Source organism: Paenibacillus sp. V4I7 (genome assembly GCF_030817275.1).
Taxonomy (GTDB): Bacteria; Bacillota; Bacilli; order Paenibacillales; family NBRC-103111; genus Paenibacillus_E.
Genome location: NZ_JAUSZD010000002.1, coordinates 2,515,573 through 2,529,812 on the forward strand (window position 1 = coordinate 2,515,573; position 14,240 = coordinate 2,529,812).

Sequence of the window (14,240 nt, forward strand, 5' to 3'; positions counted from 1 at the left end):
GCAGGGCACGAATGGAGGGACCACCACTATGTTAAAAGAAATCCTGCCCAAAGTGCGCAAAATACTGGTCGGTTATATTCAGATTCGGCTAACATGGTACTTTTTACTGATTCTGCTTCCGCTTGCCGGTTTCAGTCTTTTTGCCATCTCAAAATCACAGACGATATTAGAAGTGCAAACGGGTGAGAGGACACAAGGGGCTCTGCATACGATGACGGATTACATCGATCTGACACTGCAGAACCTCGAACAGCTTTCTTCGCTGATCGCGTTCGATATGAACATGAATACGACACTGCAGTCCGTCGGGCAGGAGCCGGAGAAGCAGTCGTTCGTTCATTTTGCACAAGTGATGGACCAGTTAACGAACATGACGACGGTCAATTTAATTGTGGATCAAATCACCATCATCCATATGCCGTCACGTACCGTCATTTCCACCAAACTTGGGGGACGCAAGCTGTCCGAAGGAGCGGAGAAGCAGGAATGGTATCAGCGATTAATGGAGTCGAGTGGGGGCACGGTTTTTTTTACGCCGAAGGAGGGGGAATCTTACTTTGATGCAGACAGCGTTCATCTAATCCGGACGATGGATCCTTATAACAGGACACTCATTAATCCGAATCTGCTCGTGCTTTCCGTCAAAAAAAGCGCCCTCATTGAGTTGGCGAAACCGCTGCTTCCCTCCAAAAATGCGAACATCTATCTGTTTGGAAGCGATGGAAGCTCGATCACTGGCACGGGTGCGAGTGTGCATCCTCAAGTCTGGGACACAGTGAACGAGGTTAGGTCCATCCGTAAGTCACAGCAAACCGGTATAGAAATGGTTTCGATCAGCGTGAAATCGAAGTTTTCCGGATGGTCGCTCATGATGGAGCAGCCCTTGGAGGAGCTTCGCAGCCATACCGACTCTCTAAAGGTGTTTAGTTATGGGATTTTAGCCGTCAGCCTTGTGCTGGCCGTTTGGATTTCCTGGATCATCTATAGGGGGATTTCTGCCCCGCTGCGGAAGCTAGCCTATGGGATGAAGCAGCTCCGTACAGGTAATTTCACCATCCAACTGGAAGATACGCGCGTAGATGAATTGGGATATGTTATTGAATCGTTCAACCGGATGGCTGAGAACCAGAAGACACTTATTCGTGACCACTATGAGAAGCAGCTTTTACTTTCCAAAATAGAGCTTAAATTTTTGCAATCACAAATCAACCCTCATTTTCTTTATAACACACTTGACTCCATCTATTGGACGGCCAAAAACTATGAAGCGGATGAAATCAGTGAAATGGTGATTAATCTGTCGAAATTTTTCCGGCTAAGCCTGAACAAGGGAAACGAAACGTTTGCGGTCGGGGAGACGATCGAGCATTTGAAATATTACATTAAAGTCCAACAGTTGAGGTTCTTGGATCATTTTACCGTTCGGTACGACATCGCCGAGGAAAGCGCTCCATATCATGTATTGAAGCTACTCTTACAGCCGCTTGTTGAAAATGCTGTGTTACACGGTCTGGAAAAACAGAGTGGGGGCGGAGAGCTCTTCATTTCCTCGTATTTGGAAGGTAATCGGCTTGTGCTCGAAGTATGCGACAACGGGGTTGGGGTCAATAATGAAAGGCTTTCCTATATTCGCAGTAAACTAGAGGAAGCTTCTAAGCTAGCGGCAGAAGGTATTTCGACGGAACTCAAGAAGGAAAAGGATCTGTTCGGACTGCGAAATGTGGTCACACGGATGATTATGTACTACGGCAAGGAATCGCAGTTTCTCTTCGAGAGCGACGCTAAGAGGGGCACACGGATCACGCTCCGACTACCGCTGGACAAATGTGTGTCGCCTTTAGAAGAGCAGGCGGGCTGAGGGTTTTTGTGAATTTCAGTCCATTGTATTTCATTATTTAACGGCCCATTCGCGGATGTTGCGAACGGAGCCGTTTTTTTTGCTATTGTTCCACGATTGAAAATCAGTTGCTTTAACAAATAGGTTAGCGCTGACGCTCAGTGAAAATTTGAAAGATTACACCGAACTTGTCTATGACCATACCGTAAGCAGGGCTAAAATGAGTTTCTTGCAGTTCCAAGCTTACTTGGCCGTCTTGTCTTAACGATTCATATAGCTGTACAGCTTGTTCCTTGTCAGAAGTTGTTATACAGATGGTAACTTGTTTGCCAATAGGATGCGATTGACCCGGAGAAATATCGGAAACCATAAGTTCTGTTTGACCGACTTTTAGCACCGAATGAGCTATACGGTCTCTTGCATGTGCCGGTAATGGTATTTCGGGTGTTTCTGGACTCTCTCCAAATGTTTGGATAAAGACAACTTTAGCCTCTAATGATTGCACATAAAAATCGATAGCTTCTTTGGCATTTCCGTCCAACATAATAAAAGGTGTTAAATGTAAAATCATGATCAAACAACTCCCTAGACACAAATTTTTATTCTTTCGAACGATGTTCAGAAATTCTTGTGGGCTCAATGTCAATACTAACTTATAATAGTGACAGTAGTTGTCATAAATATAAAAAACGGAGAAATGTTATGTCCAAATCGAAACGACTCCTGGCATTGATGATGACCATAAACCGAAAACGGAAGTTTACTGTCAAGGAACTTGCTCAAGAGTTTGAGGTGTCATCGAGAACGATTTTAAGAGACTTACAGGAATTAAGTGAGTTAGGGGTTCCCTTATATTCGGAAGTGGGACCTCACGGCGGTTATCAGGTGTTGAATGAAAGAATCCTGCCACCCATCGCCTTTAGCGAGGATGAGGCCATAGCCTTATTTTTTGCCTGTTATGCCCTGCGGCATTATGCATACCTTCCCTTTAAAACAGAAGCTTCTTCGGCATTGAGCAAGTTTTATAACTACATGTCTGGAGACGTCCGGGATCGTATTGATCAAATGAAGAACCGGGTTGACTTTATAACACCGTCAAGACATTCGGAATCCCCCTATTTATCCATCTTGCTGGATGGGGCTATCGATCAAAAAGTCCTTCTCATCGATTATGAATCGCGAGAAGGAATATCGAGTAGGGAAATACAGCCGATTGGCATCTATGCAAGCAACGGTTTATGGTACTGTCCAGCTTATTGCTTTCTTCGCGGCGATATTCGTGTATTCCGATGTGACAGAATGCATTCAGCGGTTTCTTCTTCTGCTTCCAAACCGATGGATCTTCGGCATGTTCATCTTGGAAATAGAGAATCTCTTAACAAGGTGGAAGAGGAGGAAGTTATTTTATATGTGGAATTGAGCAAAGAAGGTGTCCAGAAGTGCGAGGCTGAATTATGGACGGTATCTAAATTGCATATCCGTAACGATGGCACAGGTTGGCTTGACGGTAACATTGCGAAGAGTGACATCCCTTTTTTCGCAAAGTTTGTTCTTGGTTTGGGAAATGAGGCGACAGTAACAAGTCCACCGGAATTGGTGGATGCGATGAAAGAGATGATTGCTGAGATCATGGCAAAATATAAGTAAGAATATATGATTAATCGTTGAGGAAGGTGTAAATCGAGTGACGAGTTTGCCGCGCAGTTCGACAAAGCTTGTGACTTTCGTTATAATGAGAACTGCCAAAAGGAGGGAACTAATATGAACGAAACATTGCCACCAAAAACGTGTTCGATCGATCGACTCGTAACGAAAGAAGCTGAAGTTAGCAAAGTGCTCGCTGGTGAGAAAACAGCTTGCAGACGTAATGGACGCTATGCAGATATCGGTGAAACGATGGAATTGCAAGGCACTGCATTTACAGTAACTAATGTTTACCAACAAGCTTTGGGTGAATTAACTGTGGAACATGCAAAAGCAGAAGGCCATACGTCCGTAGATGAGTACCGTGATAGTATTTTAGCTATGCATCCAGGAATGCCATGGCTGCCACAGATGAAAGTATGGGTACACGAATTTCAAAAGGCTGAATAAGTAGGAACAAAAAACAGTGTGGATCTAAGGATCTGCACTGTTTTGTTGAATTCTCAGATAGAACGGATGATGGTGTTGTCTTGGTACGTACTGCTTTTATATATCCATATATTTAGTGTTGTTTTAAGTATTGGTCCTTATTTTATCTTGTTTCCATTATTAGCTAGCATTCGTAATGCGCCATTCGAGCAATTGCCAAACTACCTTGAGCCATTTCGCATTACAGTTCGGCTTACAAAGCATGCCGGCCACGTGCTTGTAGCAACAGGGATTTTACTCACGTGGTTAACGGCTTGGACGTGGAAAACATCATGGATTATCGTCACGGTTCTCATCATGGTTGCTTCGCTGTACTTTATTGCCCGTGCATTCTCGCCTCTGCTTCGTAAGCTCAAGGCACCACACGAGAATCGAGATTTCTTAGTCAACAAGCTGCACAAGGCATTAATCTGGTATGTCATTATTACGCTGTCGATGATGTGGTTTATGGTGGCCAAACCGACCCTTTGGTAAAATGGTTAAACAGTTGGCTTTCGAGCGTACATCACGACGAAATTATAATATTTGTAGACGCAGTCAACGTCCATGAAGCCACAAGCCCGAAGCCAGTTCAGCTGTTGATCGAGGGGAGCCATTTTATCCAGCTTCGTCCTTTCGTAGGCAGCTTGCAAAGCTTCAGGAGTTAGATCAGTGGCTTCTACTTTGGCCACCCAATCAGAACGGTACAATTGTTCAAGGAAAGGGCTGCTGCCTTGGACTTGATCTGCGTTAACGAAAACCCCGCCTGGTTTAAGCAGCTTAAAAATCCTTTCATATAGGGCATGTTTATCCTGATCCTCGAGATGGTGAATGGAGAGCGAAGAAATGACGCAATCAAATGGTTCTGAAGTCTCGAATGTACTATAATCCTCAGCAATATAGGTCATATTGGGTTGGGTTTCTCCAAATCGCCGTTTAGCGATGTCGAGCATGCTTTGCGAGAGATCAATTAGTGTTATTTTCGCATTTGGGTATTTACTAAGTACGTATAAGGAGAAAAGGCCTGTCCCAGCTCCTAGGTCAAGAATACGTGGAGATTCATGATCGACCTGTACAAGTGAAGTGGCTGTGTGGTAAAAATCATCAAAACAAGGAATCAGTTTTCTCCGCTGGCTATCATACTTCTCAGCAATTTCGTTGAATTTTGTTGTGATTTGCTGGTTTGCTGTCTCGCTCATAGGCTGATCAACTCCATTACATAGATTGATGTGCTGCTTCCTGGTCTTATTTTAAAGGGAAAAGAAGGAAAAATCTAAGATATAAAACCGATCATCTTTATAGGTATAAACTATCAAGTGGGCAAGAACTATAACGAATAGTTCGATGGGGTCAATGTTTTGTTCGACGCAACAGTTGATTAAGAACCTCGGAGAAGACAAGTCCGATCGCGATAGCACCCGATAACAGGAAGGCTTTGGCTGCCAGTTGTACGGCCAGATCATAGTGATTGAGAACGACATTACGCATAGCATCATAGGCTAAGCCCCCTGGAACTAACGGGATGATACCCGATACACTGAATACAATAACAGGAGTTTTGTATATTTTAGCAAAAAATTGACTAATCACGGTTACGAAAAAAGAGGCAATCAACGTGGCCAGGATTGGGTCTAAAGGAATCATTTGAAAGGAAACATATAGCATCCAACCGCACATTCCCACGAAGCCGCACTGCAAAAGTGTGCCCTTAGGAACATTGAAAAGAATAGCGAATGCCGCAGTCGCGATGAAACTCGTTAAGAGCTGTTCAATCATCATCATCCTAAATTCCCTCCCCATTATAAAATGAAAGTACAAAGGCAATGCCGGCTCCTATGGCAAAAGCAGTTAAGAAGGCTTCAGCGCCTTTGGAAACCCCTGAAACGAAATGGCCTGCCATTAAGTCGCGCACGGCATTCGTAATCAGAAGTCCCGGAACAAGCGGCATGACTGAACCAATAATAATGGTATCAAGTTCATGACCAAGCCCTACTTTAACAAACAAAAAAGCCATGGTTCCAATGAGTAAGGAAGCCAGAAACTCAGCGAAGAACTTAATCGGCACTAGCCGATGAAAATAATTAAGAAACGCTAAACCAGCTCCGCCTGCAACGAATGCAGATAGGAAATCATGCCATTCTCCTTGGAACATGATTAAGAAACAACCGCTTGCAACAGCAGCGGATAGTATTTGAAACCAAGCGGGATAACCCATTTGGGCCACATCAATGTCCTCAAGCAGTTGATAAGCTTCTTTAGGTGTAAGTTCCCCTTGGCTGATTCGTCTAGAAACAGCATTTACAATCGTGACTTTACGAAGATCGGTCGATCGAGCGGATATACGAATAAGTCGTGTGGTCTGCTCAGGCCCATCTATGGAGAAAATGATACCGGTCGGCGTTACAAAGCTATGGGAGTTCGGTACTCCAAAGGCTTCAGCGACGTGGGTCATGGTGTCTTCAACGCGATAGGTTTCACCACCGTTTTCCAACATGATTTTACCGGCTAGTAAACAAACTTGTGCAATTTCGTAGTTCGTAGCAGCAGGATACGCCATGGTTTGTTCTCTCCTAAAAGTATTTGCCAAAAGTATAATATATCATGGATTCCTTTGAAAATCCTATGCCGAGTACATTTGGTGTACATACAACTACAATAGGTCATGTCATCGTATGTTCTTAACAACAAAAGGAAATCGTAAAAGGTAAGTTACCAAGCAGAGAGACTTTGATCTCCGCTCAAAGATCCCTATATTAGGAGGAAAATCATGAGAGCTTTTAGAAATGCCATTCTTGTCATATTGGCTGTAGTACTCATCATGACGAATAGTACGACTATTTATGCAAAAAAGCCCGCTGAACTGCTGAAAGCAGCATTCGTTCGAAATGGCGATCTATGGATTAAAGCCGGTAACAACGAAAGACAACAAACCCGAGGAGCATATATATTAAACCCGAAATGGTCTTATGACGGCCAGTGGATAGCTTACATAAAGGGCGAAAATGAGCAGGAACTGTGGCTATTACAGGTTCAAACTGGACAAAGTCATCTCGTTGCACAGGAAGGCGGAAGGAACTTTCAATGGCAACCTAACCGGAATTCTCTCGCATTTCTAACAGGGCAGCAGCTTAATTGGATAGACTCAGATGAACTTTCAAAACCGGTGAAGGTTGCAGACGGTATCGGGAATTATTCCTGGTATCCGGATGGAAGCGGATTCTTAGCTTCAACAACTGCTAAGCTTTTACACGATGGATGGACACCGATACGAATAATGAAAATTCCATTAACTGCAAATGCCGATCCTAACCTCATTAAGACGTTGTATGTCCTGCCCAAGCAATCTGATGATTTTTTTGCTGTGAACACCAGCATCTTCAAGTGGTCTGCAAACGAACGTTGGATTGTTTTCTTAGCAAAGCCTACCGCATCGCTGTCTGCCGATAGCAATACACTGTGTGTGTTATCCGCAGACGGTTCAGTTTTCAAAACAATTGATCAAATGGTTAGCAACGTGATGTGGTTTGAGTGGGCGAGCAAAGATGAGAAACTTGCTTATATCGAAGGTGTCGGAAGAGAAGCTACAACGAATAAACATTTGAAAGTTTTACGGCTTCCTGTAGGGAAATCTGTTTCTGTTTCCTACACTCCTAGGGGATATGTCGAGCATAGCTTCACTTGGTATAGTCTCCGAAGTATCATTACTTCAAGATCCAAAGAAGCGGAGTGGTCGATCGACTCAGCCAAACGCGAGTTTCCTTATTTGGTTAATGTGAAGTTGAAGAGTCAACAACAGAAGCTTATAACACAGCCTTCGGAAACTTATGGTGACTTTAATCCCATCTCACTACCCTCACACCAGTTGGCATGGATCAGATCCAATCGAAGCATATCCAATGTCATGGTCACCAGTCCTCATAGCACAAATGCTGAAATTTGGATCGAAAACATAGACCTTGGGGCCAACTACTACGAACAGCGGAACTGGAATACGGTACTGAGTTTTTTTATTCGAAAATAAACAAAAATGAGGAATCCCTGAAGTAGATTACTCATTTACCAGTATCGATCAGCTGATCTTCAGTTAGAAGCAGGTCGCCCAAACCCAAAGACGGCCTGCTTCTTTGCCATGCTAAGGTTGATGGACGAATATATGGAAACCGGACCGTAAATAACTATAGACATTATAATACCCCGTGGGGTATTATATATACCCATAGGGGTATAATACAATATTAGGAGTGAACACAATGAAAAGAACAATTGTTATTATCGGTGGAGTTGCAGGGGGAGCGTCCGCAGCTGCACGTCTTCGCAGACTGAATGAAAACGATGAAATCGTCATGTATGAGCGGGGAGAACATATCTCCTTCGCGAATTGTGGCTTGCCTTATTATATTGGTGAAACAATAACGAACCGCGATAAACTGCTAATCCAGTCACCTAAAACAATGAAGGACCGTTTCGGCATTGATGTCAGGATTCAAACCGAAGTGATGGCCATTGATCGTCAAGCCAAAAAGGTTATTGCCCGTAATCTGTTTACGGGGGTAGTTCAAGAACAACCTTACGATTTTTTGATCATGTCACCGGGAGCTAAGCCTATCGTCCCTGACATTCAAGGTTTAGCGGCAGCAGATGCCGTATTTACTCTTCGGAATATACCGGATACGGATCGTATTAAATCATACTTGGATTCGACAAAACCGAAGCATGTCACCATTATCGGCGGGGGATTCATTGGGATTGAGATGGCGGAAAATCTTCGTCACCGGGGTATTGAAGTGTCGGTTATCGAACGTAATCCACAGGTTTTAGGGCCACTTGATCCAGAAATGGCGAAACTAATTGAAAGACATTTGTTGCTCAAAGGTGTTGACTTGATTTTCAATGATGGCGTAGTGGCTTTGGAGGATAGTGGGAAAACCGTGAAGTTAGCATCCGGTAAAGCGTTGGCCACAGATATGATCATCCTGTCGGTCGGTGTTAAACCTGAAAGCCAATTGGCCCGTGAAGCAGGGCTTGAATTAGGGGTTAAGGAATCAATACGAGTAAACGAGCATTTGCAGACAAATGATCCGTCTATCTATGCGATTGGGGATGCTATTGAGGTTAAAGACCGGGTTCAAGGCTTTGAAACGGTTGTCCCCCTTGCATGGGGGGCTAATCGTCAAGGACGTCTGGTTGCTGATCATATTAACGGACTTCAAGCCTCTTATCATGGAGCATATGGAACAGCCATTGTGAAGGTTTTTGATCTCACTGCTGCCGTTACAGGCAATAACGAGAAGACACTGCGACGATTGGGAGTTCCCTATGAAGTCATTCATATACACCCGAGCTCTCATGCTAGCTATTATCCGGGGGCGGCTTCTATTTCGCTCAAGCTTATTTTTGACAAAGAAAGTGGAAAAATCTTCGGTGCCCAAATCGTTGGAGCAGATGGCGTGGATAAGCGATTGGATGTAATTGCCGCAGCGATGCGCGGTGGTTTGAAAGCTTACGAGCTTGCTGACTTAGAACTGTCTTATGCTCCGCCTTATTCATCAGCGAAGGATCCCGTTAATATGGCCGGATATGTGGCGTCCAACATTATGGAAGGTCTAGTAAATACCCTTCAGTGGCATGAGGTTGATCGTTACGTGGAAAATGGTGGACTTCTAATCGATGTGAGAGACGAAATTGAAAGAGAGCTTGGCTGTATTCCAGGTTCCATTAATATCCCACTTAACTCTTTACGTGATCGTCTACATGACATACCCATTGACTCAGAAGTTGCTGTTTCCTGTCAGGTCGGATTACGAGGGTATTTAGCAGCTCGCATTCTTAAACAGAACGGCTACAAAGTTAGTAATGTGGATGGCGGCTACAAGACGTATAGCGTGATGATGGATGGAGTTCAAACACAATCGATAAAAGCAGTGACAACAACGGAGATTAGTAAGTCTATGGAAGCACAATCAAATACGAATCAGCCACCCCTCTTTGTTGATGCTTGCGGCTTACAATGCCCGGGTCCGATCATGAGGGTTTATGAGACCATGCGAGGATTGCAGGTCGGGGAACGGTTAGAGGTTCACGCTACAGATTTCGGATTCGCTTCCGATATTCAGAAATGGTCTGAGAAAACCGGGCATACGATGGAATCGGTGGATACTTCTTCAGGCATTGTCAAGGCTGTTGTGCGCAAAGGACAGGGGGAAACGCCAGACCTTTCATCGAGTGCCTCACAGGTTAGCACTAATGGGACAACGATGGTCGTATTCAGTGGGGACTTGGATAAGACGATTGCTGCATTTATCATTGCCTCGGGTGCGGCAGCGATGGGCAAGAAAGTAACGATGTTCTTCACGTTCTGGGGTTTGAATGTACTTCGTAAAGAGGATGCGCCTTACGTAGCGAAAGATGGTCTAGAATCTATGTTCAGCATGATGATGCCCAAAGGAACCAGAAAATTGCCTTTATCCAAAATGAATATGGGAGGTATGGGCGCTAAGATGATTAGACATGTTATGAAGCAGAAAAATGTCGAGTCACTAGAGTCGCTCATGCAAGGTGCCATCCAAGCCGGCGTGAAATTAATTGCTTGTACGATGAGTATGGATATAATGGGTATTAAACGGGAAGAGTTGATCGATGGCATTGATTATGCCGGTGTAGCCAGCTACTTGGGCGATGCGGAGGATGCCGGACTCAATCTCTTTATCTAAGGAGAGAAGAGAATGGAATACGATAAGGCTTTAAAAAATAGATTAAAACGGATTGAAGGACAAATCCGCGGAGTCCTTGGAATGCTGGAGGCAGGGGAGGATTGCCGTGAGATTGTGACTCAATTATCAGCTGTTCGTACGGCTGTGGATAGAACGATTGGTGTTGTCATCGGCTCTAATCTACAGCACTGTATCCATGAAGAGCTTGAGAAGGGGAACTCGCCAGACAAGGTGATCCAAGAAGCTGTTGAACTTCTCGTCAAGAGTAGATAAAACAGGATACTCTATCGTTTTGTGAAGTTGAGTGTCAAGACTTATAACGGAAGAAGGAGTAAGCCCATGAACAAAGGCTATTATTTAACAGATTTAGATGGTACCTTACTTCAATCTAATGCTACTCCGTCGGAGTACACTGTACGAGTAATGAGTCGAGCAATTACGGAAGGTGCCGTCGTAAGTTATGCCACTGCGCGAAGCTATCAAAGCTCAAACGCCGTCGTTTCACAAATTCCATGGTCCCATCCGCTTGTTCTCTACAATGGGGCATTACTATTCGACCCTGTCGAGAAATGTGTGCTGGACGGATTTTGGCTTGATCCAAAGACGACGAATACCCTTTTACTGATCGGGAAATCAATCGGTTTAGTCCCTCTTCTGTTTGCTTTAGATCACGAGGATAAGGAGCGAGTACTACATGAGAAGCTTGGTAGGACAGGGGATCTGCAGTTTGCAGCCAGCCGACCTAACGATCCGAGATTCAGTGAAGTTGAGGAGTTGGCATGTCCTGATACATTACGTCCTCTAATTCTAACCTATATTGGTTTGTTTGATGAACTTGCTCCCTTGAAAGAAAAGGTAATCGCTGCACTCGGGTCAAAGGTTCACATTCATTTTATGAAAGATAACTATATCGATAATCATTATTTTCTCGAATTCAGCCATCCACAAGCGAATAAGCAGAATGGATTGCTTTTGTGGGCTAAGCATGTGGGATGCAGCTCTGCGGATGTCACAGTTTTTGGAGACAATCTGAATGATGTCGGCATGTTTCTAGCGGCAGGTCGTAAGGTTGCTGTTGCCAATGCGCATCCTGAAATTTTGGACATGGCGGATGAGATTGTTCAAAGTAATGAAGAAGATGGTGTTGCTGCTTTTATCGAGGCTAGAATGAAAGCAAATAAGCCATAATTGGTGTATAATGGTACTAAAAATTGTTGTGAGGTTAAGCGATGCCGAAGTATGTTGCACTTTTGCGCGGAATTAATGTCAGCGGACAGAAGATTATTAAGATGGACAAGCTGCGAAGCATTTTTGAATCCATGGATTATAAGAATGTAATTACGTATATACAGAGCGGTAACGTCATTTTTGATTGTGAGGAAGAAGACCCTGCGGTCGTACGTGATCGAATTGTCAGTGAGCTAAAGGGTCAACTTACCTTCGATATTCCTGTCGTCATCCGAACTTTAGAAGAATTGCACGAGGTTGTAGAAAATACGCCATACCATATAGTCAATGCAGAAGCGAATGAACAAAGATATATCACCTTTTTATCTCATCCAGCGACCGATGCGGCTATCGCCAAATTAGAAGCCTTTCAAAATGAAGTGGACGAGTTCCACGTCAAAGGGCTCACCGTATATTTACTCATTCGTAAAAACTACGGAGAATCAAAGTTCAGCAACAATTTCATCGAAAAGAAGCTAGGTGTATCCGCGACAACACGGAACTGGGAGACTGTGAATAAATTGATTCAACTTGCAGAAGGAGGGAGTTAACCTAGATGGCCTATGATGATGCGCATATGAGTTATAAGGATACATTTATACAGGTTTCTGCTGACTGTCCAGTTGAAGTCGGAACTGTACCTTCCATGAAAAAGGATAGTAAAACCGCTCATTTGATTCAATACGAGCTACTGTCACAGAACCCTTATAAATATACACAAGGCGAACTTATTTATGAAGTCTATTTGCTACATAAGCAAATCCCTCAGAGTGAAATCGAAGCTCGAAGTAATGAAATTCGTGAGGAGCTTTTTTCTAAAAACCACCCTTGTTTAAGAGCTTCCATGCTTCCCAAAAAGCACGGTTGGGGCGTACATTACAATGAAGAAGGCAAAATTGCGATTTACCCTATGGAATCTGAAGCCTACCAGCAATTTGTTGAAGCAGGTACGGGGAGTGAAGATGGTCCGAAGTTGTTATTTGCGATGCGAAGTTCTCGCGGGTGAAAGAAATAGGAAGAGAAACCAAGGAATCCTTTTATCAGAATGGGATTCTTTTTTTTATTCTGAGGTTTGACATTTTGATAAACAAAATAATATAATGTCTAATATATAATAAACTTTATTGGGAAGTGTTTACTTTGGAAATGTCTGAAATGTTCTGGAAAGCCTCACTTGATGAGTGGAAACGTGGCTATGTACAGGAAGATGATGGTTACATTTGTTTGCTTTGCGGCAAGAGAACGGAAGCGGGAATTATTTATCCCCAGGATGGTGTCTTGTATGAGGCAGAGCGTTATCTGAAATGGCATATAGGGCATGCACATGGATCTGTTTTTCAATATTTCATCGGGTTGGATAAAAAGCTTACAGGTCTGACTGACCATCAGAATAGTTTGCTTCAACTGTTCTATGAAGGAAAGAGCGATAGTGAAATCCAAAAGGAATTGGGCATTGGCAGTGCCTCAACGATTCGTAATCATCGATTTGGATTGAAGGAAAAAGAGCGCCAAGCCAAGATTTTTGTGACGATGATGGAACTGTTAAAAGAGAAGGACCAGCACGCGCCTGTTTTTGTAGAAATTCATAAAACGGCCAAGATGGTGGATGAACGATACAATATCACGCAAGATGAGTACGAGAAGATCATTAAGAAGTATTTCCCTAATGGTACGTCAGGCGAGCTAGTCTCATTTTCACAGCAAGAAAAGCATAAAGTCGTTGTGCTGCGTGAAATCGCCAAACGATTCGAACAAGATCGCTTTTATGAAGAAAAGGAAGTCAACGAGATTATCAAGCCAGTTTTTCATGACTATGTGAAGATTCGCAGATATTTGATTGAGTATGGCTTTCTCGATCGACAACCAGACGGAAGTCAATATTGGCTGAAAGGATGAATAGGAACAACATGAGTAAAAAGGAGCCCAATGAGATGAATCGTAGACAAGAGCTGCAGCAACTATATAAAGAAACGAAGAAGGAAGCCGGTGTTTTTCAAGTCCGGAATACGATGAATGGAAAGTTGTGGATTTTAAGTACGAAGAATTTAAAAACTATGAATGGGAAGCTATTGGAATTGCAAATGGGCACGCATCGGAATCTGTTACTTCAGAAGGATTGGAACGAATTTGGCGGCGATGCCTTCGTGCTTGAGGTTCTAGAAGTACTCAAAGTGAAGGAGACTGGTTACTTCGACGAGAACGATGCGTTGAAGAAGCTGGAAGAGAAGTGGCTTGAGGAACTCCAACCCTATGAGGATCGCGGTTATAATAAGCGGAAGCTTTAGGGGTTTGGGAGAGGTTTAGCAGGGATTCTGCTGAACCTCTTTTTGGTTTGTTACTGTAACTCTTTGTTG

At 43.6% G+C, this 14,240-nt stretch carries 16 protein-coding genes; 12 read left to right on the forward strand and 4 right to left on the reverse strand.

Going from position 1 to position 14,240, the window contains the following annotated elements; translation table 11 throughout:
- Positions 1–28 precede the first annotated feature (28 nt).
- Positions 29–1,858, forward strand: a complete 1,830-nt coding sequence (locus QFZ80_RS12565) for a cache domain-containing sensor histidine kinase (protein ID WP_307559163.1) — start codon at positions 29–31, stop codon at positions 1,856–1,858.
- A 124-nt stretch (positions 1,859–1,982) separates the two neighbouring features.
- Here QFZ80_RS12565 and QFZ80_RS12570 read toward each other — a convergent pair whose 3' ends face one another.
- Positions 1,983–2,408, reverse strand: a complete 426-nt coding sequence (locus QFZ80_RS12570; protein ID WP_307559165.1) for a VOC family protein — start codon at positions 2,406–2,408, stop codon at positions 1,983–1,985.
- A 131-nt stretch (positions 2,409–2,539) separates the two neighbouring features.
- On the opposite strand from QFZ80_RS12570, the gene QFZ80_RS12575 reads away from it, so the two are divergent.
- The 3 genes from QFZ80_RS12575 (at position 2,540) to QFZ80_RS12585 (ending at position 4,444) form a co-directional block, all read left to right on the forward strand.
- Complete coding sequence (locus tag QFZ80_RS12575; protein WP_307546334.1) at positions 2,540–3,484, forward strand: helix-turn-helix transcriptional regulator; 945 nt, start codon at positions 2,540–2,542, stop codon at positions 3,482–3,484.
- Positions 3,485–3,598: 114 nt separating this feature from the next.
- The gene (locus QFZ80_RS12580; protein WP_307546333.1) at positions 3,599–3,931 is read left to right on the forward strand and encodes an ASCH domain-containing protein; all 333 of its coding nucleotides are present in this window, start codon (positions 3,599–3,601) and stop codon (positions 3,929–3,931) included.
- A 42-nt stretch (positions 3,932–3,973) separates the two neighbouring features.
- Positions 3,974–4,444 carry a DUF2269 family protein gene (locus tag QFZ80_RS12585; protein ID WP_307546332.1) on the forward strand — a complete coding sequence of 157 codons (471 nt, stop codon included), beginning with the start codon at positions 3,974–3,976 and terminating at the stop codon, positions 4,442–4,444.
- Positions 4,445–4,449: 5 nt separating this feature from the next.
- On the opposite strand, the gene QFZ80_RS12590 is transcribed toward QFZ80_RS12585, so the two are convergent.
- The 3 genes from QFZ80_RS12590 to QFZ80_RS12600 all read right to left on the reverse strand — a co-directional run bounded on the left by QFZ80_RS12590 (position 4,450) and on the right by QFZ80_RS12600 (position 6,506).
- Entirely contained in the window at positions 4,450–5,148 is a 699-nt protein-coding gene (locus QFZ80_RS12590) for a class I SAM-dependent methyltransferase (RefSeq protein WP_307559167.1), read from the reverse strand.
- A 151-nt stretch (positions 5,149–5,299) separates the two neighbouring features.
- Positions 5,300–5,728, reverse strand: coding sequence for a threonine/serine exporter family protein (locus tag QFZ80_RS12595; RefSeq protein ID WP_307555533.1), 429 nt, complete (start codon positions 5,726–5,728; stop codon positions 5,300–5,302).
- Between the two features lie 4 nt (positions 5,729–5,732).
- Positions 5,733–6,506 carry a threonine/serine exporter family protein gene (locus tag QFZ80_RS12600; protein WP_307546330.1) on the reverse strand — a complete coding sequence of 258 codons (774 nt, stop codon included), beginning with the start codon at positions 6,504–6,506 and terminating at the stop codon, positions 5,733–5,735.
- Positions 6,507–6,716: 210 nt separating this feature from the next.
- Here QFZ80_RS12600 and QFZ80_RS12605 point away from each other — a divergent pair, with 210 nt between their 5' ends.
- The 8 genes from QFZ80_RS12605 to QFZ80_RS12640 all read left to right on the forward strand — a co-directional run bounded on the left by QFZ80_RS12605 (position 6,717) and on the right by QFZ80_RS12640 (position 14,171).
- A complete protein-coding gene (locus tag QFZ80_RS12605) occupies positions 6,717–7,970 on the forward strand; it encodes a TolB family protein (protein ID WP_307559169.1) in 1,254 nt (417 codons plus the stop codon).
- Between the two features lie 229 nt (positions 7,971–8,199).
- The gene (locus QFZ80_RS12610) at positions 8,200–10,659 is read left to right on the forward strand and encodes a CoA-disulfide reductase (protein ID WP_307559171.1); all 2,460 of its coding nucleotides are present in this window, start codon (positions 8,200–8,202) and stop codon (positions 10,657–10,659) included.
- 12 nt (positions 10,660–10,671) lie between these two features.
- Entirely contained in the window at positions 10,672–10,932 is a 261-nt protein-coding gene (locus QFZ80_RS12615; RefSeq protein WP_307546327.1) for a metal-sensitive transcriptional regulator, read from the forward strand.
- Positions 10,933–10,998: 66 nt separating this feature from the next.
- A complete protein-coding gene (locus QFZ80_RS12620) occupies positions 10,999–11,847 on the forward strand; it encodes an HAD-IIB family hydrolase (protein WP_307559174.1) in 849 nt (282 codons plus the stop codon).
- A gap of 41 nt (positions 11,848–11,888) precedes the next feature.
- Positions 11,889–12,437 (forward strand): DUF1697 domain-containing protein, encoded by a 549-nt coding sequence (locus QFZ80_RS12625; protein ID WP_307546325.1) that lies wholly within the window; start codon positions 11,889–11,891, stop codon positions 12,435–12,437.
- A 5-nt stretch (positions 12,438–12,442) separates the two neighbouring features.
- On the forward strand, positions 12,443–12,892 hold the full coding sequence (locus tag QFZ80_RS12630; RefSeq protein WP_307546324.1) for a DUF6157 family protein: 450 nt from the start codon (positions 12,443–12,445) through the stop codon (positions 12,890–12,892).
- 134 nt (positions 12,893–13,026) lie between these two features.
- The gene (locus QFZ80_RS12635; protein WP_307559176.1) at positions 13,027–13,782 is read left to right on the forward strand and encodes a DUF2087 domain-containing protein; all 756 of its coding nucleotides are present in this window, start codon (positions 13,027–13,029) and stop codon (positions 13,780–13,782) included.
- Positions 13,783–13,817: 35 nt separating this feature from the next.
- Positions 13,818–14,171 (forward strand): GIY-YIG nuclease family protein, encoded by a 354-nt coding sequence (locus tag QFZ80_RS12640; protein ID WP_307546322.1) that lies wholly within the window; start codon positions 13,818–13,820, stop codon positions 14,169–14,171.
- Positions 14,172–14,240 lie beyond the last annotated feature (69 nt).